Genomic DNA, 20014 nt, shown 5'->3' with positions numbered 1-20014 from the left:
ACCTCGATGACATTCGCTCCCTTTTATTTCACAAGTCCTAGTTTAAGCAAACTTTCCGCGATTTGTACAGAGTTCCATGCCGCACCTTTTAATAAATTGTCCGATACGATCCATAAATGGAACGCCCGGTCATCGTCTAAATCTTTGCGGATGCGTCCGACGAACACATCGTATTTGCCAGCGCAGTCCACCGGCATTGGATATACTTGCTCGCTCGGGTCGTCTTGCAAAACGACACCCGGGGCATCTTTTAATACCGCTTTAATGTCGTCTGCGCTGACGCCGTCTTTTTCAATTTCGATATATACTGACTCGGAATGGCCGCTGACAACCGGAATGCGCACACATGTTGCCGCCACTTGCAGCTCTGGCATATGCATGATTTTTTTCGTTTCATTAATCATTTTCATTTCTTCAAACGTAAAGCCGTTTTCTTGGAATTTGTCAATTTGCGGGATGGCGTTAAACGCGATTTGATAATGTTTGCGGTCCGATTTTACCGGTAAAATTTCCGGAACGACCGGATCGCCGTTTAACACCGCCTGCGATTGCGCCTTTAATTCCTCAATCGCCTGCGCTCCGGCACCAGATACAGCTTGATACGTGGAAACGATCACTCGTTTTAAGCCGAACGCTTGGCGAATCGGTTCAAGGGCAACAACCATTTGGATCGTTGAGCAGTTTGGGTTGGCGATAATGCCGTTATGCCATGTTACATCGCTTTCATTCACTTCAGGAACAACAAGCGGTACGTTTTCGTCCATGCGAAACGCGCTTGTGTTGTCGATCACAACCGCCCCGCGTTTTACCGCTTCCGGCGCCAATGCTTTTGAGACAGAGCCGCCTGCGCTAAACAGGGCGATATCCACCCCGGCAAAGCTTTCCGGAGTCGCTACTTGCACTTCGATTTCTTCATCGCGAAAGCGTACTTTTTTGCCTGCGGAACGTTCTGATGATAATAAAGTCAGTTTTCCAACTGGAAAATTTCTATTTTCGAGCGTTTGTACCATTTGCTGGCCAACGGCACCTGTTGCTCCTACGACTGCGACGTGAAAGCGTCTTTGTTCCATCAACCATTCTCCTTCCGCGTAGTCACTCAAATCGCTTTGGTAAATTTATAGTTTTTATTTTACCATATTCCACTTTGTTAGGAGAGAAAATTTTTATGCATACGATGAATTTCCTACCGTTGGCTTATTTCATCGCGGAACTTCTCAATGATGACCGGCTGAAGCTGCCTTCCTTCCAAAGCAGAGAGAACGGTTTCGCGCAAAAGCGACATTTTCGCCACCATCGAATTCGGTTTTGTATGCGGAGCATCTTGACCAAACGGAATAAAATAAATATTTTTCGTCGCCATAAGGCGCATTAAGTTTACCCCATTTAATCCTAACGCATCATTCGTGGAAACGCCAAGGACAACCGGACGGTGGTTGCGCATCGTCGCCTTTGCCGCCATCAATACAGGGGAATCGGTCATCGCGTTGGCAAGTTTGCTCATCGAGTTTCCCGTCAGCGGTGCAATAACCATGCAATCGAGCGGAATTTTCGGGCCGAGCGGCTCTGCCTTGACAATCGTATCAATCACTTCATTGCCTGTTATTTCTTCCAGTCTTTTTACCCATTCTTCTCCCTCGCCAAAGCGAGTGTTTGTCGTTTTGACCGTATAGGTAACAATAGGGAGCACCTCCGCTCCTTCTTTCACCAATTTTTCTATCTCCGGAATGACCGCGTCATACGTGCAGTGAGACCCTGTCAAGCCAAACCCGATTCGTTTTCCTTTTAAACTCATTGTCCATTCCCCTTTCTTTTTTGCAAATCCGCATATAGTAATTGCGAAAGGACATTCGCGATAATTTGCCCCGCCGTTTTTGGCGCAACAACCCCAGGAAGCCCTGGCGCAAGGATCGCTTTCACCCCGCGTTTTTCGGCATAGCGGAAATCAGTGCCGCCCGGCTTTGAAGCTAAATCAACGATAAGCGTGTGCGCCGGCATCTTCGCAATAACACTTGCCGTTACAATTAAATGTGGAACCGTATTAATGCAAATATCGATATCTTGCACTTCTTTTTCTAGGTCATTAATGTGAAAAGGGACAAGGCCCATTTCCATAATGCGGGCAAGATGCTCGGAACGGCGCGCCCCTACCTTCACTTTGGCGCCGAGAGCGGCAAATGTGCGAGCGACCGTCATGCCGATGCGGCCAAGACCGAGCACCGCGACGCGTGACCCATGAATCGTAAAATCAGTATGCTGAATGACAATCATGACGGCTCCTTCTGCGGTCGGGATCGAGTTGTAAATCGCGACATCATCGCGTTCGAACAATTGGACGTATTTGCGGCCAGCTGCTTTCATTAAGTCGTCTAAATAGCGGTTGCTTATTCCGGTATAGACGGTGCAATGCTCCGCTGTTTTTAACAGCATTTCTTCTGTAAACGGGATTTGTTCGTGTGAAAATACCGTATTTACTTTTCCATCCAAAGTTGTTCCATGAACAGGCAAAATAATCGCATCTAAGTCGACAAAATCCACTTCGTCGATTCGCAGCTTTGTCGCGCCCATAAAATGATGGGCCAATTGGTCAAACCCGACTAACGATAATTTCGCATCCAATTCAATTAATTTGCGAATCACTTCCAATTGCCGCGCGTCCCCGCCGATAATGGCAACATGCATGCCTGTTAGCATCATCTGCTCACCTTCTTTATGCGAAACTTATTCTTTCAGCTTCGTTTCCTTTCACATCTTATGTTAAAAAGGAAATATAGGTGAATATCCTAAAAAAGAAAAGCGACCGCCTTTGGCGACCGCCGTCATTATTCAGGAAAATCGATAATAATCATGTCCGTGCCGATTTTTTTGATATATTTCCACGGAACGCGAATTTCATTTCCCTCTTTTCGCAACCGGAACCATTTTCCCGTTGGAATAAGCAATGCTTGAATTTTCCCGGTTTGCTCATTAATTTCCAAATCCGTCTGTCCCAGCACCCCAAGCCGTTCGGCGCGCCTTGCATCGACAATTTCTTTGCCGCTTAACTCGCTTAGCCTCACTGCATATCCCCCCTTCTTTTTATTATTGTAAGATGAAGGAAATAAAAAAATGCCTGCATTTTCACGCAGGCATTTGTGCAACCATCGTGCGGTGAACGTTTGTTTATGAACGAATGCGGCGCGGCAATTGGCCGCTCGGGCTAATTAAGGCGAGCGCACAGTCTTCAGCAAAAATGCGGCGCGCAAGTTCATTAACTTTTTCAACAGTGACGCCGTTAATTTCTTCAATAATCTCATCAAGCGTGCGATGGCGCCCGAGCAGCAATTCGTTTTTGCCGTTCCGGCTCATCCGGCTATTGGTGCTTTCCAACCCTAACATTAAACTTCCTTTCATCTGTTCTTTGCTGTTTTTCAGCTCTTTTTCGGTAATTCCATCCTCTTTTAATTTCTCGATCGTTTCTTGAATCGTTTCAAATAACAAGTCAAGCTGGCTGTTGCCTGTTCCGGCGTAAATCGCCAATAAACCGCTGTCTTGGTAAGAAGAATGGTAAGAAAAGACCGAATACGCTAAACCGCGCTGTTCACGAACTTCTTGAAAAAGCCGGCTGCTCATGCTGCCGCCTAAAATATTATTTAAGACAATCAATGTGTAAATATCCGGATGGCCAACAGGAAGCCCGTTAAATCCGATGCATAAATGCGCTTGTTCTGTCTCTTTTTGACGCGCTAATTTTTGCGGCTGAAATAACGGAGCTGGCGATTCGCTAGCTTTCCGTTTGGCCGTGAAAAAACCGAAATAGCTTTCCACTTTCTGGATAAAACTTTCATCCACATTGCCGGCAACAGAAATCACGACACGGTCCGGGGTATAATAATCAGCCATATATCCGCGCAGCGAATCACCCGTAAACGTGCGCAACGTTTCTTCCGTCCCTAAAATCGGATAACCAAGCGGATGGTTCGCATAACATGCTTTGCTTAATAAATCATGAACGATATCGTCCGGAGTATCTTCATACATTTTAATTTCTTCTAGCACGACATTTCTTTCTTTTTGCAATTCCTCATCCACAAACGTGGAATGGAAAAACATATCTGCTAACATTTCGAGGGCAAATGAAGCGTGCTCATCCAGCACTTTGGCATAATAGCAAGTATATTCTTTCGACGTAAACGCATTGACTTGACCGCCGATACTGTCAAACGCTTCGGCAATCTCCTTTGCAGTGCGCGTTGTTGTCCCTTTAAAAAACATATGTTCTAAAAAATGAGAAATTCCGTTATTTTGCTCGGTTTCGTTGCGCGATCCTGTTCCAATCCAGACTCCAATCGCGACAGAACGCACTGTTGGAATTTGTTCTAGTACAATTCGTACACCATTTTTGCAAGTATATTTGTTAATCAACGCCACGTTCCTCCTATTTTCTTACAATTCTCGTTTCATCAAGTAATGTTGACACATCGCCAATTTCATATTGTTTTTGCTGCACCGATATAATAAGCGGCTCAAGCGCTTCCGCCGTCGGCAGCGTCGGGTGCATCAAGATCATTGCACCGCGATGAACTTTGGACATTACCCGTTTCACTATAACAGATGGCGACGGATTTTGCCAATCAATTGTATCGACGCTCCACATAATTGTTTTCATGTCCAAATCTGCGGCAATTTTCACTACATCATCTCGGTAGCTGCCGCTTGGGGGGGCAAACCATTTGCATTTCACCCCAGTTGTCGCTTCGATCACTTCATTCGTTTTTACAAGTTCCTCGCGGATTTTGGCATTGCTGAGCGCCTTTAAGTCAGGATGGCTGTATGAATGATTTCCTATTTCATGACCAGCATCTACAATCATTTTTGCCATATCGGGGTGGTTTTTTACCCAGCGCCCCTCCAAAAAAAATGTCGCCTTAACATGATGCTTTTTTAAAATATCAAGCATTTTCGGAATATATTCATTTCCCCACGCCACATTGATAAGAAGCGCCACCATCGGCTTATCCGGATGGCCGCGGTAAATCGCTTCAGGCGGCAAATCATCCAAATGAACGCGTGGGGAAACTTGTTTGAACACAAGCTTCCGTTCGTCAAATTTTCCTTTCTTTTTCATGTTTTCATATGAAGCTTGCACATCCACTTTTAATCCGTTATAACCGGGCGTTGCTTTCCACACTCTATCGATAACCGCGTCTTGCGGAGGAATTTCATATTGTTTTGCTTTTTCCTCAATTTCCGCATACAGCTTATCGCTTTCTTTCATCGCCACCATGCTCTGTTCTTGCAAACTGGCAACATACCGGTTCACCGGCGGCTGGTTGACGATAAACCAAGCAAAGAAAAAAATGATCACCATTGATAAATAGCGGATATTGTTTCTGTCCACCTCTGTCCCTCCTTTTTATACTACCAATATGTTATGTTAAGAAGGGACAAGATAGAACAAAACGATCCAAACCATAACAAAGAAGCCTTAAGGAACCAATCCTAAGGCTTCATTCTGTGCCGTTCCGGCCGTCTTCCTCTTCTTTCTTTTTGCTCGCGCAATACCGCTTTCCGCGATAAATTAACGCGTCCTTGTTTATCAATCTCCATCACTTTTACTAAAATTTCATCGCCGATTGAAACGACGTCTTCGACTCTTCCCACACGTTCTTCCGCCAATTCGGAAATATGAACAAGCCCGTCTTTGCCGTTGAACAATTCAACAAATGCGCCGAATTTCTCAATGCGCTTCACTTTTCCTAAATAAATTTGCCCGACTTCGACTTCGCGGACGATATCTTCAATAATTTGCTTCGCTTTTTCATTCATCGCTTCATTGACGGATGAGATAAAAATTGTTCCGTCTTGTTCAATATCGATTTTCACGCCGGTTTCGTCAATAATTTTATTGATTTGTTTGCCGCTCGGCCCAATGACTTCGCGGATTTTATCTGGATTAATTTGCATCGTTAAAATTTTTGGCGCGTATTTCGACAGCTCTTTGCGCGGCTCGCGGATCGTTTGCATCATATGGTCCAAAATTTCCATCCGGCCTTTTCTTGCTTGCAGCAACGCTTCCTCCAAAATTTCGCGGGTTAACCCTTTGATTTTGATATCCATCTGCAAAGCGGTGACGCCTTTTCTCGTGCCGGCCACTTTAAAGTCCATATCGCCAAGGTGGTCTTCGATTCCTTGAATGTCAGTTAAAATCGTATAATGATCATCGTTTTTCACAAGCCCCATGGCAATTCCCGCTACCGGCGCCTTAATCGGCACGCCTGCGTCCATCATCGCCAGCGTGCTTGCGCAAATGCTTGCTTGTGATGTGGAACCGTTCGATTCAAGCACTTCTGACACGAGGCGGATCGTATACGGAAACTCTTTTTCCGACGGAACGACCGGTTCGAGCGCCCGCTCGCCAAGCGCGCCGTGCCCGATCTCGCGGCGTCCCGGCCCGCGCATCGGCCCTGTTTCGCCGACGGAAAACGGCGGGAAGTTGTAATGGTGCATAAACCGTTTCGTTTCTTCAATACCGAGCCCGTCCAGTATTTGCACATCGCCAAGCGCCCCTAATGTGCAAACGCTGAGCACTTGTGTCTGCCCGCGCGTAAACAAGCCTGAGCCGTGCGTGCGCGGCAGGACGCCGACTGCTGAGGAGAGCGGACGGATTTCATCCACTTTCCGGCCGTCTGGGCGAATTTTTTCTTCGGTAATAAGCCGTCTTACTTCCTCCTTGACGAGCTTATGTAAAATTTCATTCACTTGTTTCAACGTTTCCTCGTCTGCTTCCTGTTCTTCATATTTCGCAATGACACCTGCTTTAACTTCCTCAATCGCCGCATCGCGCGCCAATTTTTCCGGCACTTGCACCGCCCGTTTAATATCCGCTTCGGCAAGCTGGCGGATTTCCGCTTCCAGCTGCGGATCGAGTTCATACAAAACAACTTCCATTTTTTCTTTGCCGACTTGGGCGGCGATTTCCTCTTGAAAAGCGATCAGCCGTTTTATATCTTCATGCCCGAACATAATCGCTTCTAACATGATCTCCTCTGGCACTTCATCGGCTCCAGCCTCGACCATGTTAATCGCGTCTTTCGTTCCGGCGACAACGAGATGTATATCGCTTTTTTCCGACTGTTCGACCGTCGGATTAATGACAAACTTTCCATCGACACGTCCGACAGTCACGCCGGCAATTGGCCCTTCAAACGGAATATCGGAAATCGTCAGCGCTAGGGAGGAGCCGAGCAATGCCGCCATTTCCGGAGAGCAGTCTTGATCGACGCTCATCACCATCGAAACAATTTGCACCTCATTGCGGAATCCTTCCGAAAACAATGGCCGAATCGGCCGGTCAATCAAGCGGCTTGCCAAAATCGCCTTTTCGCTAGGACGCCCTTCCCGCTTAATAAATCCTCCCGGAATTTTGCCAACTGCATAAAGACGCTCCTCATAGTTGACCGTCAGCGGGAAAAAGTCGACGTTTTTCGCCTCTTTGGACGCCGTTGCTGTGCTTAATACTACCGTGTCACCATAACGGACTAATACCGCTCCGTTTGCCTGCTTGGCCAACTCGCCAATTTCGACAACGAGCGGCCGTCCAGCCCAGTCTATGGAAAAAACGCGTTTTTCTTGCTCCATATAAGTGAGTACTCCTCTCTATGTACAAATCGAGAATAACGAATGTATATTTAGTATGAACGAATCAGCGCCGATTGTATCAGTTTCCATTTATTTTATCATAACGAAAAATCGCCTATATAACTAGCAAAAAAGCGGGAATGCTCCCGCTTTTTTATCGACGTAATCCAAGTTTGTTAATCAATTCACGATAGCGCGTAATGTCCTTATTGCGCAAGTAATTCAATAAGTTGCGGCGTTTACCAACCATTTTCAGCAATCCGCGACGAGAATGATGGTCTTTTTTATGAACGCGCAAATGTTCATTCAAATTGTTGATTTGCTCAGTAAGGATAGCAATTTGCACTTCTGGAGAACCTGTATCGTTCTCGTGAATTTTAAACTGTTCAATAATTTCACGTTTGCGCTCTTGCGATAATGCCATCCTTGTTCACCTCCTCATTGATAAAACCCCAATTACCGAGCAAGCGGCGGTGACTCGACTTGCCAAGCAATGGTTGTTTTGCATACATTCATTAGAATACCTCTTTTTGCGATAAAATGCAAGTAGTTTCGGCGAAATTGCGGAAATATGCTTGCGCTTTTTCCTTATCCCGCTGAATTTGCGCGATTAATTCATCCACACCCGCGAATTTTTGTTCGCTTCTTAAGCGCATATGCCACTCGATCGTCATCGTTTCTCCATAAATGTCTTTGGCAAAATCGAAAATGTGCACTTCGATGCTTGGCAATCCTTCACGAGTTGAGTAAAAAGTCGGTTTATAGCCAACGTTGCACACTCCTTCAAAAATGTCTGAACCAATTTTTACTTTTACTGCATATACGCCGAGCGCCGGCAACAAATAGTCATCTTTTAACGCTATATTCGCCGTTGGAAACCCAATCGTTCTTCCGCGGCGTTCACCGCCCACCACCGTTCCTTCCACTTCATAAAAGCGGCCGAGCAGACGCGGGAGCTGGTCGACATCGCCATTTTTCAGCAATTGCCGGACATAAGTGGAGCTTATTTTCTCGCCGTCGATGCTTAATTTTGGAATCACCGTCTGCGTAAATTGCTCGCGCGAATGGAACGGCAAAGTTTCCATCGTCCCTTTTCCGAGGCGCCCGTAAGTAAAGTCAAACCCGGCAACGACATGCTTCACATGAAGGCCGATAATGTATTGATCAACAAATTCTTGCGGGAATAGTTGCGCAAACGAAGAGGTAAACTCGACAATATATAAATAATCGATGCCAAGTTCGCCAATTAACTGCTCTTTTTTCTTAAGCGGCGTTATCAAATGAACATGTTTATCCTTCTTTCCAAGCACGACGGAAGGATGGGGGTGAAATGTCATCACCGCGCTTTTATATCCTTTCTCCGCCGCGATTTGGACCGCAGTGCGAATCACTTTCTGATGCCCAAGATGGATGCCGTCAAAATAGCCAAGCGCCATAACGGTCGGCGGCAATTCTTCTTTTTTCATCTGATGGGGATGCGAAATAAATAGTGTTTTCATTTTCTTAACTCACCCTCTATTTTGCCTTTTCTTTTATCGGAATACTTTCAGCGGCTTCATCAAGTGAGGTTTAGCAGGATGCTTTATATAAAGAGCGAGCGCCTCGCTTTGTTTGGTCATCATTAATACCGGACCTTGCAATGATTGCAAAAACGCGGGAAGCGGCAATATCGCTCCGTTTTTTACTTTCTCCGCTACTTTATCATTTATTTCATATTTCGGCAAATGAAAAAGCGCTTTTTCGATCGGAAGCAAAACGGATTGTACTTGCCCGTTCTCGATGTAACGTTCCAATTGCTCAAATGTGACACAATCTTGCAAAGAAAAGGGACCGGATGCCGTGCGAACAAGGTCAGACATATGCGCCGGATAGCCAAGGCGTTCGCCGATCATTACCGCTAACGTGCGAACGTAGGTGCCTTTGCTGCAAACGACACGAAAGCGAAATGAAACGGTGTCACCAGAAAACGTGTCTCGTTCCTCCAGCAATGTTAGTTCATGGATCGTGACAATGCGAGTCGGCCGCTCGACTTCAACGCCCGCGCGCGCATATTCATACAGCTTTTTTCCGTTCACTTTTACCGCGGAGTACATTGGCGGCGTTTGCGCAATTTCCCCCGTCAGCTGCCGGAACACTTCTTCGATGTCACTGCGATGAATGATGCGGTCCACTTTTTGCTTTGCGACGATTTCGCCATCGCTGTCTTCTGTTGTTGTCGCGATCCCTAATGTCACTTCACCTTCGTATGTTTTCGTCGATCCTGTTAAAAATTCGGCGATGCGCGTCGCCTTTCCAATACAAATTGGCAAAACTCCTGATACGTTTGGGTCAAGCGTCCCTGTATGGCCTACTTTTTTGGTCCGCAACATGCGGCGAATGCGCGCAACACAATCGTGCGATGTCATTCCCGGCGGTTTGTGCAATAACAATACTCCGTCCATTTGCGCACCCTTTCTGATAAAGTCATAACCAAATCATTTATGTACATAATCGAAATGGATAGACAAATTGTCTATCCATTTATTCCTTTTCGTTTTCCTCTTCCTTTTTCTCGCTTTCGCGTTCCGCGGAAATTTGCCGGATCAATTGCTCAATGCGGGTTCCATATTCGATCGATTCATCAATTTCGAAAAATATTTCCGGTGTTTTCCGCAACCGAATGCGTTGGCCGATTTCGGAACGGATAAATCCTTTCGCTTTCTCCAACCCTTTTAACGTGTTTTGCCGCTGTTCTTCATCCCCAAAGATGCTAATATACACTTTCGCTTGTTGCAAGTCGCCTGTAACGCGCACATCGGTAACAGTGACAAAGCCGATGCGCGGATCTTTTAATTTGCGGCCAATAATATCGCTTAACTCTTTTTTCATTTGTTCACCGACACGTGTAGCCCGTAAATTCATTGCCAATCACCTCGATTAAAACCACTCAAATGTCGTAACCGTCCTTTCCAATTCTGGAAAGGAATCGATCAAAGCGAGCGCCCGCTGCAGCTCCTGCTCGGTTGCCGCCCGGCTCGCCGTAATCGCAACAATTCCGAGCGTCGTCCGCTGCCATACGTTTTGGTGATCGATTTCGGCTACGGATATATTATATTTTTGTTTAAGCCGCGTTATTATTCGCTGTAACACGGCGCGTTTTTCTTTTAATGATTGCGCGTCATAAATAAGGCATTCACAGGCGACAAAGCCGATCATTGTCTTTCCACTTCCTGCATTACGTACGCCTCAATAATGTCTCCTTCTTTAATATCGTTGAAGTTTTTAATCGTCAATCCACATTCATATCCTTGCATCACTTCTTTGACGTCATCTTTAAAGCGTTTCAATGAATCCACTTCACCTTCATAAACGACGACACCTTGACGAATGAGGCGGACTTTGCTGTCGCGTGTCACTTTTCCATCCGTCACATAGCAGCCGGCAATCGTTCCCACTTTGGATACTTTGAACGTTTGCCGCACTTCTGCCTGACCGATGACTTTCTCTTCATATTCAGGATCAAGCATCCCTTTCATCGCCGCTTCAATTTCTTCAATCACTTTATAAATGATGCGGTGCAAGCGGATATCGACTTTTTCCGATTCGGCGACACGTTTTGCGTTGGCATCCGGGCGGACGTTAAAGCCGATGACAATCGCGTTCGATGCAGTCGCTAAAATAATGTCGGATTCTGTAATTGCCCCAACGCCAGCGTGAATAATTTTCACGCGCACACCTTCCACGTCGATCTTTTGCAAAGCGGAAACAAGCGCTTCAACCGATCCTTGCACATCCGCTTTGACGATAATATTTAATTCTTTCATTTCTCCTTGTTTAATTTGTTCAAAGAGATCGTCAAGGCTGACGCGCGTTTTCATGCTGCGTTGTTCCATCAATTGTTTTTGCGCCCGCGCTTCACCGATTTGCCGCGCCTTTTTCTCATCCTCAAACACCATAAAGCGGTCGCCAGCTTGCGGCACTTCGTGAAGACCGGTAATTTCCACAGGTGTCGACGGACCTGCTTCTTTCACGCGGCGCCCTGTATCATTGACCATCGCCCGCACGCGGCCGTATGTGCAGCCAACAACAATCGGATCTCCAACACGCAACGTTCCCGCTTGAATGAGCAGCGTTGCTACCGGTCCGCGGCCTTTATCCAGCTTCGCCTCGATCACTGTTCCTGTCGCACGGCGGTTTGGATTTGCTTTTAATTCTTCCATTTCACTAACAAGTAAAATCATTTCCAATAAATTGTCAATTCCTTCTCCCGTTTTTGCCGATAATTTGCAAAAAATCGTGTCTCCGCCCCATTCTTCCGGAACGAGATTATACTCCATCAATTCTTGCATGACGCGATCCGGGTTGGCATCCGGCTTATCGATTTTGTTGATGGCGACAATAATCGGAACATTTGCCGCTTTCGCGTGGTTGATTGCTTCCACTGTTTGCGGCATCACGCCATCATCGGCAGCGACAACGAGGACGACGATATCGGTGACTTTCGCCCCTCTTGCCCGCATTGTCGTAAACGCTTCATGCCCTGGCGTATCAAGGAACGTGATTTTTTTATCATTCACTGTCACTTGATATGCGCCAATATGTTGCGTAATGCCCCCTGCTTCTTGTTCTGTCACTTTCGAATGGCGAATCGAATCCAATAGCGTCGTTTTTCCGTGGTCAACGTGCCCCATAATCGTGACGACCGGCGGGCGCTCCACTAAATCTTCAGGATTATCGACGATTTCAATGGATTCAAAATCCGTTTCATCGATAACTACTTTTTCTTCCACTTCTACGCCATAATCGGCACAAACCAGCTCGATCGCGTCTTTATCCAAATCTTGGTTGATCGTCGCTATCACACCGAGCATAAACAGCTTTTTAATAATTTCCGACGGTTCGCGGCCGAGTTTTTTTGCAAGCTCAGCAACCGTCAATGTTCCTTCATACGTAATTTTCTTAGGAAGTTCTTTTTCTTTTTTCACTGGCGCTTCTTGTTGCTGCACAGGTTGCTGTTCTTCTTTCGCTTTTACCTTTGCTTTTACTTTTCCTTTGTTTTTCTTCTTATGTTGATGGAAAATTTTCTTTTCTTGTTGCTGCAATTGCAAATCGTGTTTTTTTCCTTCTTTCTTTTTGTTTGCCGCTTTTTTCTTCGGAACTTTTGCTTTCACTACTTCTTCATCTTCGTCATCAAAATCATCGACATAACTTTTCGGTTTTACCGTCGTCGGGCGTTTTTCTTTTGGAGCAGAAGCGTGCGGTCGTTCAGGCCGTTCATTTTTTTGGCTGTACGTATGATCAAGCTTTTCCACCACTTCCGGTTCCAACGTCGCCATATGATTCGTCACGTCAATGTTCATTTCTTTCAATTTATGAATAACCTCTTTACTCGATACATTGTTTTTTTTCGCGTACTCATATACACGCATTTTAGACATAGATTCACCCCCATAAAGATCAATCGAGCATCGTCAGTAGTTTGTTGGCAAACCCTTCGTCGATCACCGCAACAACAACACGGGCATCTTTTCCGATTGCGTGCCCGAGCGTATAACGGTCAGTCACTTTGCGGAGCGGAATGCCGTAGGAAGAACATTTATCGCTGATTTTTTTCGTTGTATTTTCTGAGGCATCTTCCGCTAAAAGCACGAGTTTCGCTCTGCCGCTGCGGATTTCTTTGACCGTCAGTTCCTCGCCTGAAATTACTTTCCGCGCTCGATTCGCCAGTCCTAATAATGATGCCCACCGTTCATTGCTCATTTCGAGCCGCTGTCTCCTTTTCCGCTAACTGAAGCAGTTCATCATACAGCGTATCGGCAATTTCCGTCTTTAAATGATGGGCTAAAACATTTTTCTTTTTCGCCAATAAAATGCATTCTTTATCAAGCGTAATATACGCTCCGCGCCCCGCTTTTTTTCCGGTTAAATCAATCGAAACGTCTCCATCTTTAGAGCGAACGATGCGCACCATTTCTTTTTTTGGCTTCATTTCCCCAGTCACGACGCACTTTCGCATTGGCACTTTCTTTTGACCAGCCATGTCGCTCCCCCCTCACTCGATTTTCTCATCTTGTAAATCGAATGATTGGTTGCTGTCATTTTCATTATTGATCGGCGTTTCTTCGGGATCAAGAAAAGAGGATTGCGCATACGGGTCGATTCCTAATTCTCTCGCTTCCGATTCGCTTTTAATATCGATTTTCCAATTGGTCAGCTTCGCAGCTAACCGGGCGTTTTGCCCGCGTTTGCCGATTGCTAACGACAGCTGATAATCCGGCACGATCACCGTCGTCGCCTTTTGTTCTTCGTTGACGATCACACGCAGCACTTTCGCTGGGCTTAACGCGTTTGCAACAAACTCGACAGGGTCAGCAGACCAGCGGACGATATCAATTTTTTCACCGTTTAACTCTTCGACAACCGCTTGAACGCGCTGTCCTTTTGGGCCGACGCAGGCGCCGACAGGATCCACTTCCGGATTGTCGGAATGCACAGAAATTTTCGAGCGGTCTCCTGCTTCGCGAGCAATCGATTTAATTTCGACTGTACCGTCGTAAATTTCTGGGACTTCCAGTTCAAAAAGGCGCTTAAGCAATCCCGGATGAGTGCGCGATACAAAAATTTGCGGCCCTTTCGTCGTCTTTTCCACTTTCGTTATATACACTTTTATGCGGTCGTGCGGTTTGTACGTTTCATTTGGCATTTGCTCGCTAGCTGGCAGCAGCCCTTCCGTCTTGCCGAGGCTGACATACACAAAACGAGGATCAATGCGTTGAACAATCCCTGTCATAATATCTTCTTCGCGGTCAACAAACTCCGCGTAAATAACGCTTCTCTCCGCTTCGCGCACCCGTTGCGTAACGACTTGTTTCGCCGTTTGTGCCGCGATGCGTCCGAAATCTCTCGGCGTTACCTCCAGCTCTACGACATCGCCGCTTTGATAGTTCGGATCGATTCGCTGCGCTTCTTCTAAAGAAATTTGCAGACGCGGATCAGTCACTTCTTCTACCACTTCTTTGCGCGCAAAAACGCGGATCGTTCCGGTTTCCATGTTCAAATCCACCCGCACGTTTTGCGCTTGGCCGAAATTGCGTTTGTACGCGGAAATAATTGCTGCTTCGATCGCTTCCATCACAACTTCTTTGCTAATGCCTTTTTCGCGGATAATATCCGCCAAGGCATCCAGTAATTGCGTATTCATGAAACGAAAATCCCCCTTTTGCCATTAAAAAAAGATAACAGCAAGTCTTGCGCTCGCCACTTTTTCATACGGAATATCGATGGTTTTTTTTGCGAGTTTTGTCTTTCACAGTGACAGATACGATTTTTCCGTCAAAACCGGTAAGTTCTCCTTCAAATTCCTTTTCTCCTTCAATTGGTTCATATGTTTTGATATATACATGTTTCCCAATCGCTCTTGTAAAGTCAGCCGGTTTTTTTAACGGCCGTTCCGCCCCGGGTGAAGACACTTCAAGAAAATAGTTGTGTGGGATCGGGTCGACTTCATCCAATTTTTCGCTTAGCTTTTCGCTAACAGTCCCGCATTGTTCAATGTCAACCCCTTCATCAGAGTCGATAAAGACGCGCAAAAACCAGTTTTTCCCCTCTTTAACGTATTCGATATCGACAAGTTCTAAATCCATGTCGGCAAGAATTGGTGTGACTAGTTCTTCAACGATGCTCGTCACCTTTTTACTCATTCTTTTCCTCCTAACATAGAGAAACTGCGTCGTTCGTTATAACGAGAAAATCCCCAGCAAATTTGCGGGGAATGAAAAAGCAATCGACATTCATTCAAGACGAAAGAGTGGGTTGCCCCACTCTTTCCTTACCCATTATCTTTGCCATTTCCACTAAAACTATAACATATTGGAAAATATATTGCAATGGGAAAACGGGATTCTCTCTTCATTGTATCATGAAGTTCGCGAATGGCCGACCGATTGCGGAGCGCGCCAGCCAACCGCCGCGCTTCCTGCTGCCATTCAAGCGAGACTCGCCAAGTTTAAAATAAGGAAAGCTGGTTATGATCTGGCAGCGAATCGAGGCAGCCGCGGCTTTCAAGATATTCGATGAGCGTTTTTGACAGTTTTCCGCGCTGCTGCAAATCTTCTTTGGACAAAAATTCTCCTTCTTCGCGGGCGCGCACGATATTGAGCGCCACGTTCGTCCCAAGGCCCGGGATCGCATTAAACGGCGGAATAAGCGAATTGCCGTCAATGACAAATTCAGTCGCCTGAGAGCGGTAAAGATCAATGTTTTTAAACGAGAAGCCGCGTTCGCACATTTCTAAAGCGACTTCTAATACCGTCAACAAGCTTTTTTCTTTTGCCGTCGCGTTTAATCCTTTCGCATTAATTTCTTCAATGCGTTTGCGAATCGCCGCAGAGCCTTGAATCATCGCATCCAGATCAAAGTCTTCTGCGCGCACTGTAAAGTAAGTGGCATAGTACAAAAGCGGATAATGCACTTTAAAGTAAGCGATGCGGACCGCCATTAACACGTACGCGGTAGCGTGCGCTTTCGGGAACATATATTTAATCTTTTTGCATGATTCAATATACCATTCCGGCACATTATGCTTGCGCATCTCTTCTTCGAATTCCGGCGTCAGCCCTTTTCCTTTCCGCACTGATTCCATAATTTTAAAGGCAAGCGACGGCTCGAGCCCGCGGTAAATCAAATAAACCATAATATCATCGCGACAGCCGATCACTTCCGACAGCGTGCATGTGCCGTTTTGAATCAATTCTTGGGCGTTTCCAAGCCAGACGTCCGTTCCGTGGGAAAGTCCGGAAATTTGCACAAGCTCGGAAAAGGTTTTCGGCCTTGTTTCCTCCAGCATCTGACGGACAAAGCGCGTGCCGAACTCAGGAATGCCGAGTGTGCCGACATTGCACATAATTTGTTCCGGCGTGACGCCAAGCGATTCGGTGCTGCTGAAAATTTTCATCACTTCCGGATCGTCTGTTGGAATCGTTTTTGGATCGATGCCGCTTAAATCTTGGAGCATGCGGATGACCGTCGGATCGTCATGCCCAAGAATATCGAGCTTCAAGAGATTGTCATGAATCGAATGGAAATCAAAGTGCGTCGTGCGCCATTCGGAACTCGTATCGTCTGCCGGATATTGAATCGGCGTAAAATCGTAAATGTCCATATAATCCGGAACGACGATGATGCCGCCTGGATGCTGCCCTGTCGTCCGCTTAACTCCGGTGCATCCCGCGGCAAGGCGGTCGATTTCCGCGCTGCGCAGCTGCAAATTCAAATCGCTTGCATACCCTTTGACAAAACCGTACGCCGTTTTATCGGCGACAGTGCCGATCGTTCCCGCGCGGTATACGTTATCTTCCCCGAACAATACTTTCGTATAGTTATGGGCGCGCGGCTGATATTCGCCGGAGAAGTTTAAATCGATATCTGGAACTTTATCTCCTTTAAAGCCAAGGAATGTTTCAAACGGAATATCGTGCCCATCCTTTTTATATTTGGTGCCGCATTTTGGGCAATTTTTATCCGGCAAGTCAAATCCGGAACCGACCGAACCGTCATTGAAAAATTCTGAGTGCTTGCAGTTCGGGCAGACATAGTGCGGCGGCAGCGGGTTAACCTCGGTAATTTCCGTCATCGTCGCGACAAAGGAAGAACCGACCGAGCCGCGCGAACCGACAAGATAGCCGTCATCGAGCGACTTTTTAACGAGCTTGTGCGAGATTAAGTAAATGACGGCAAAACCGTGTCCGATAATGCTTTTTAACTCTTTTTCCAAACGCTGTTCGACAATTTCTGGAAGCGGATCGCCATAAATTTCTTTGGCGCGGCGGTAACTCATTTCGCGGATTTCCTCTTCCGCCCCTTCGATGCGCGGCGTATACAGCTTGTCTTTGATCGGCTTCACTTCATCGATGAGACTAGCGATTTTTTGCGGATTCGTCACGACGATTTCTTTTGCTTTTTCTTCTCCTAAAAAGGAGAAACATTCAAGCATTTCGTCGGTCGTCCGAAAATAGACGTCCGGAAGCTCATAGCGGTTGAGCGGATTGGCCCCGCCTTGGGAATGAATTAAAATTTTCCGGTAAATTTTATCTTCTCGATTTAAATAATGAACATTTCCGGTCGCAACGACAGGAATGTTTAATTTTTCCCCGAGCATGACGATCTTGCGGATAATTTCCTTGATCATGTTTTCATCTTTGACGTAATCCATGTCAATCAACGGTTTGTATACTTCTGGCGGATGCACTTCGAGAAAATCGTAAAATTGCGCGATTTCCTCGACTTCTTCCGGTGCTTTTTGAATCATATTGTCAAACACTTCGCCTTTATCGCAGCCGGAACCGACTAAAATGCCTTCGCGGTGCTGCTGCAGCACCGATCGGGGAATGCGCGGAACCCGGTAAAAATATTTCACGTGCGATAAAGAAACGAGTTTGAACAAATTTTTTAGCCCTATGTCATTTTGCGCAAGCAGCGTCACATGGAACGGACGGGAGCGCTGGTACGACACTTCTTCCTTCGAACGTTTGTTTAATTCATCGTGATACAAAATTCCTCGCTCTTGCGCGTCTTTTAACATCCGCATCAGCAAATATCCAGTTGCTTCCGCATCGTAAATCGCCCGGTGATGTTGTGTCAACTCAATGTCAAACTTTTTACAAAGCGTGTTTAAGCGGTGGTTTTTCAAATCCGGATATAAAAACCGCGCCAATTCAAGCGTATCGATGACCGGATTCGTCACTTTGCCAAGGCCAATTTTCGCAAAACCGACATTTAAAAAACCGATGTCAAAACTAGCGTTATGCGCGACAAGGACGCTGTCGCCAATCCAATCGTAAAACTGGCGCAGCACTTCTTCCACATCTGGGGCGTCTCTCAGCATGTCATCGGTAATCCCTGTCAGCTCGATCGTTGTCATCGATAACGGATGATGCGGGTTGGCAAACGATGTAAACCGGTCAATAATTTCCCCGTCCTTTACTTTCACTGCGGCAAGCTCAATAATCGTATTATACACCGCCGACAGCCCGGTCGTCTCCACGTCAAAAACGACGTATGTGTCTTCAGCAAGCAAACGATGCGCTTCGTTGTAGGCGATCGGCACACCGTCATCGACAATGTTTGCTTCTACGCCGTACAATACTTTCATCCCGTATTTTTTTGCGGCGCTGTAGGCTTCCGGAAACGCCTGCACGACAGCATGGTCGGTAACAGCAATCGCCGGGTGGCCCCACTTTTTCGCCTGTTCAATGAGCTTGGTGACGGATGTGACTGCATCCATTTGGCTCATCTGTGTATGCAGATGAAGCTCCACCCGTTTTTCCCCTTCTGGAGCGGTATCTTGCCGTTCTTTCGCTTTCACCTCATTAATATCATTGGCGATGAGCACAAGGTCGCGGACAAATGTGTCGTTTTGCACGCTTCCTCGTACTTTCACCCACATCCCTTTTTTTACACCCGCCATCAGCTCGGCATCCTCTTTATCACGCGAAAACATTTTCACTAAAATCGAGTTTGTGTAATCAGTAATCTTTAATGTTAATAATGTCCGCCCGCTTTTCAATTCTTTTGCTTCGGCATCAAACACATATCCTTGCACGACGACGCGCCGTTCTTCTTCAACAATGCTGTCCAGCGTGCGGACTTCCTCATCCTCTTTAATCGGATAGCCGATGATGAGCGGTCCTGCCGGCTCCTCTGCCGCCGGCTCGTCTTTCGTTTCTTTCGCCGTCATCTCCGTTAACGCCGCTAAAGCGCGCTCAGCATCTTCTTGCTGCTTTTGCGCTAAAAATTGCGCAAAATCTTCTTCCGACTGTTTGACTTCCGTTTCCAGCTGCAAAGGCGGGAACCCGAATGACTGATATGCTTCCGCGATTTTTTTGGCAAAACGCCGCTTCACCGCCATTGCTTCTGCCTCATTGCGGGCGATGACATACAGTTTATTTCCTTTTACGCTTGGAACTTGCTCATGGAGCAATGATAAAAGCGGAGAAGCACCTTCTTGCAGCTCTTGCAAACAGTGCGTCCAATAATCGTGGATATCTGATTCCGTAAAATGCGTATCGATTGCTTGAATGGTATATTTCACGTTTGCGATATGATGAAACGCATGAACAAGCTTTTGCGTAAACAGCTGATAAATGCGGTAAGGCAAAATTTTCGGTAGCAGAAAATAAAAATGCCAACATTTTTTTTCTTTTTCAATGACAAGTTTTTGAATGCCAGCTTCCGCGAAATACGGGACTAATTCGTCTGACGTCAATTCAAGCTGCTGCAACAATACTTGAAATCGCTCTTTTTGCTCGTTCGTTAACATGACGCGATCCTTTCCCCTCTCAAAATGGTACATGTCGCTCTTAATTACATAATAACAGAAGGGCTGTCTGAAAAGTAACCAATCAGCTTTTCATCAGCACAG

17 protein-coding genes and 1 pseudogene are annotated in these 20014 nt (G+C 46.3%); all 18 read right to left on the bottom strand.

Going from position 1 to position 20014, the window contains the following annotated elements; all coding sequences use genetic code 11:
• Positions 1 to 23: 23 nt before the first annotated feature.
• On the bottom strand, positions 24 to 1070 hold the full coding sequence (asd, locus tag AOT13_RS09375) for an aspartate-semialdehyde dehydrogenase (RefSeq protein WP_003251641.1): 1047 nt from the start codon (positions 1068 to 1070) through the stop codon (positions 24 to 26).
• Positions 1071 to 1183: 113 nt separating this feature from the next.
• Entirely contained in the window at positions 1184 to 1792 is a 609-nt protein-coding gene (locus AOT13_RS09370; RefSeq protein ID WP_003251643.1) for a dipicolinate synthase subunit B, read from the bottom strand.
• Positions 1789 to 2694, bottom strand: coding sequence for a dipicolinic acid synthetase subunit A (dpaA, locus tag AOT13_RS09365; RefSeq protein WP_013401246.1), 906 nt, complete (start codon positions 2692 to 2694; stop codon positions 1789 to 1791). The genes AOT13_RS09370 and dpaA overlap by 4 nt, the downstream gene beginning before the upstream one ends.
• A 125-nt stretch (positions 2695 to 2819) precedes the next feature.
• Complete coding sequence (locus AOT13_RS09360; RefSeq protein ID WP_003251647.1) at positions 2820 to 3056, bottom strand: YlmC/YmxH family sporulation protein; 237 nt, start codon at positions 3054 to 3056, stop codon at positions 2820 to 2822.
• Positions 3057 to 3159: 103 nt separating this feature from the next.
• Positions 3160 to 4401, bottom strand: a complete 1242-nt coding sequence (locus AOT13_RS09355) for a M16 family metallopeptidase (RefSeq protein WP_003251649.1) — start codon at positions 4399 to 4401, stop codon at positions 3160 to 3162.
• 13 nt (positions 4402 to 4414) lie between these two features.
• A complete protein-coding gene (locus AOT13_RS09350) occupies positions 4415 to 5377 on the bottom strand; it encodes a polysaccharide deacetylase family protein (protein ID WP_003251654.1) in 963 nt (320 codons plus the stop codon).
• A 101-nt stretch (positions 5378 to 5478) separates the two neighbouring features.
• Positions 5479 to 7617: a polyribonucleotide nucleotidyltransferase gene (gene pnp, locus AOT13_RS09345; protein ID WP_003251657.1), complete on the bottom strand. Its 2139-nt coding sequence runs from the start codon at positions 7615 to 7617 to the stop codon at positions 5479 to 5481.
• Positions 7618 to 7771: 154 nt separating this feature from the next.
• Positions 7772 to 8041 carry a 30S ribosomal protein S15 gene (gene rpsO, locus AOT13_RS09340; protein WP_003251659.1) on the bottom strand — a complete coding sequence of 90 codons (270 nt, stop codon included), beginning with the start codon at positions 8039 to 8041 and terminating at the stop codon, positions 7772 to 7774.
• A gap of 91 nt (positions 8042 to 8132) precedes the next feature.
• Positions 8133 to 9116 (bottom strand): bifunctional riboflavin kinase/FAD synthetase, encoded by a 984-nt coding sequence (gene ribF / locus AOT13_RS09335; RefSeq protein ID WP_013401248.1) that lies wholly within the window; start codon positions 9114 to 9116, stop codon positions 8133 to 8135.
• A 33-nt stretch (positions 9117 to 9149) separates the two neighbouring features.
• On the bottom strand, positions 9150 to 10058 hold the full coding sequence (gene truB, locus AOT13_RS09330) for a tRNA pseudouridine(55) synthase TruB (RefSeq protein ID WP_003251663.1): 909 nt from the start codon (positions 10056 to 10058) through the stop codon (positions 9150 to 9152).
• A 79-nt stretch (positions 10059 to 10137) separates the two neighbouring features.
• Positions 10138 to 10518 (bottom strand): 30S ribosome-binding factor RbfA, encoded by a 381-nt coding sequence (gene rbfA / locus AOT13_RS09325; protein WP_003251665.1) that lies wholly within the window; start codon positions 10516 to 10518, stop codon positions 10138 to 10140.
• 15 nt (positions 10519 to 10533) lie between these two features.
• Positions 10534 to 10812 carry a DUF503 domain-containing protein gene (locus AOT13_RS09320; protein WP_003251667.1) on the bottom strand — a complete coding sequence of 93 codons (279 nt, stop codon included), beginning with the start codon at positions 10810 to 10812 and terminating at the stop codon, positions 10534 to 10536.
• The gene (infB, locus tag AOT13_RS09315; RefSeq protein ID WP_013401249.1) at positions 10809 to 13034 is read right to left on the bottom strand and encodes a translation initiation factor IF-2; all 2226 of its coding nucleotides are present in this window, start codon (positions 13032 to 13034) and stop codon (positions 10809 to 10811) included. The genes AOT13_RS09320 and infB overlap by 4 nt, the downstream gene beginning before the upstream one ends.
• A gap of 19 nt (positions 13035 to 13053) precedes the next feature.
• Positions 13054 to 13356 carry a YlxQ family RNA-binding protein gene (locus AOT13_RS09310; RefSeq protein WP_003251671.1) on the bottom strand — a complete coding sequence of 101 codons (303 nt, stop codon included), beginning with the start codon at positions 13354 to 13356 and terminating at the stop codon, positions 13054 to 13056.
• Positions 13346 to 13636, bottom strand: coding sequence for an RNase P modulator RnpM (gene rnpM / locus AOT13_RS09305; RefSeq protein WP_003251673.1), 291 nt, complete (start codon positions 13634 to 13636; stop codon positions 13346 to 13348). Before rnpM ends, AOT13_RS09310 begins: the two co-directional genes overlap by 11 nt.
• 12 nt (positions 13637 to 13648) lie before the next feature.
• Positions 13649 to 14797, bottom strand: coding sequence for a transcription termination factor NusA (nusA, locus tag AOT13_RS09300; RefSeq protein ID WP_003251676.1), 1149 nt, complete (start codon positions 14795 to 14797; stop codon positions 13649 to 13651).
• A gap of 24 nt (positions 14798 to 14821) precedes the next feature.
• Positions 14822 to 15296 (bottom strand): annotated as a pseudogene (rimP, locus tag AOT13_RS09295) (ribosome maturation factor RimP).
• Positions 15297 to 15601: 305 nt separating this feature from the next.
• On the bottom strand, positions 15602 to 19912 hold the full coding sequence (locus AOT13_RS09290) for a PolC-type DNA polymerase III (RefSeq protein WP_042383288.1): 4311 nt from the start codon (positions 19910 to 19912) through the stop codon (positions 15602 to 15604).
• Positions 19913 to 20014 lie beyond the last annotated feature (102 nt).

The organism is Parageobacillus thermoglucosidasius (assembly GCF_001295365.1).
GTDB lineage: Bacteria > Bacillota > Bacilli > Bacillales > Anoxybacillaceae > Parageobacillus > Parageobacillus thermoglucosidasius.
This window is presented reverse-complemented; position numbering and strand designations above follow the sequence as displayed.

Excerpts from the sequence above, each read along its gene's own strand:
- dpaA (WP_013401246.1), bottom strand. The coding sequence starts at position 2,694 with ATGATGCTAACAGGCATGCATGTTGCCATTATCGGCGGGGACGCGCGG.
- pnp (WP_003251657.1), bottom strand. The coding sequence starts at position 7,617 with ATGGAGCAAGAAAAACGCGTTTTTTCCATAGACTGGGCTGGACGGCCG.
- nusA (WP_003251676.1), bottom strand. The coding sequence starts at position 14,797 with ATGAATACGCAATTACTGGATGCCTTGGCGGATATTATCCGCGAAAAA.
- truB (WP_003251663.1), bottom strand. The coding sequence starts at position 10,058 with ATGGACGGAGTATTGTTATTGCACAAACCGCCGGGAATGACATCGCAC.
- asd (WP_003251641.1), bottom strand. The coding sequence starts at position 1,070 with ATGGAACAAAGACGCTTTCACGTCGCAGTCGTAGGAGCAACAGGTGCC.
- rnpM (WP_003251673.1), bottom strand. The coding sequence starts at position 13,636 with ATGGCTGGTCAAAAGAAAGTGCCAATGCGAAAGTGCGTCGTGACTGGG.
- rpsO (WP_003251659.1), bottom strand. The coding sequence starts at position 8,041 with ATGGCATTATCGCAAGAGCGCAAACGTGAAATTATTGAACAGTTTAAA.
- AOT13_RS09310 (WP_003251671.1), bottom strand. The coding sequence starts at position 13,356 with ATGAGCAATGAACGGTGGGCATCATTATTAGGACTGGCGAATCGAGCG.
- AOT13_RS09370 (WP_003251643.1), bottom strand. The coding sequence starts at position 1,792 with ATGAGTTTAAAAGGAAAACGAATCGGGTTTGGCTTGACAGGGTCTCAC.
- AOT13_RS09320 (WP_003251667.1), bottom strand. The coding sequence starts at position 10,812 with ATGATCGGCTTTGTCGCCTGTGAATGCCTTATTTATGACGCGCAATCA.
- rbfA (WP_003251665.1), bottom strand. The coding sequence starts at position 10,518 with ATGAATTTACGGGCTACACGTGTCGGTGAACAAATGAAAAAAGAGTTA.
- infB (WP_013401249.1), bottom strand. The coding sequence starts at position 13,034 with ATGTCTAAAATGCGTGTATATGAGTACGCGAAAAAAAACAATGTATCG.
- ribF (WP_013401248.1), bottom strand. The coding sequence starts at position 9,116 with ATGAAAACACTATTTATTTCGCATCCCCATCAGATGAAAAAAGAAGAA.
- AOT13_RS09290 (WP_042383288.1), bottom strand. The coding sequence starts at position 19,912 with ATGTTAACGAACGAGCAAAAAGAGCGATTTCAAGTATTGTTGCAGCAG.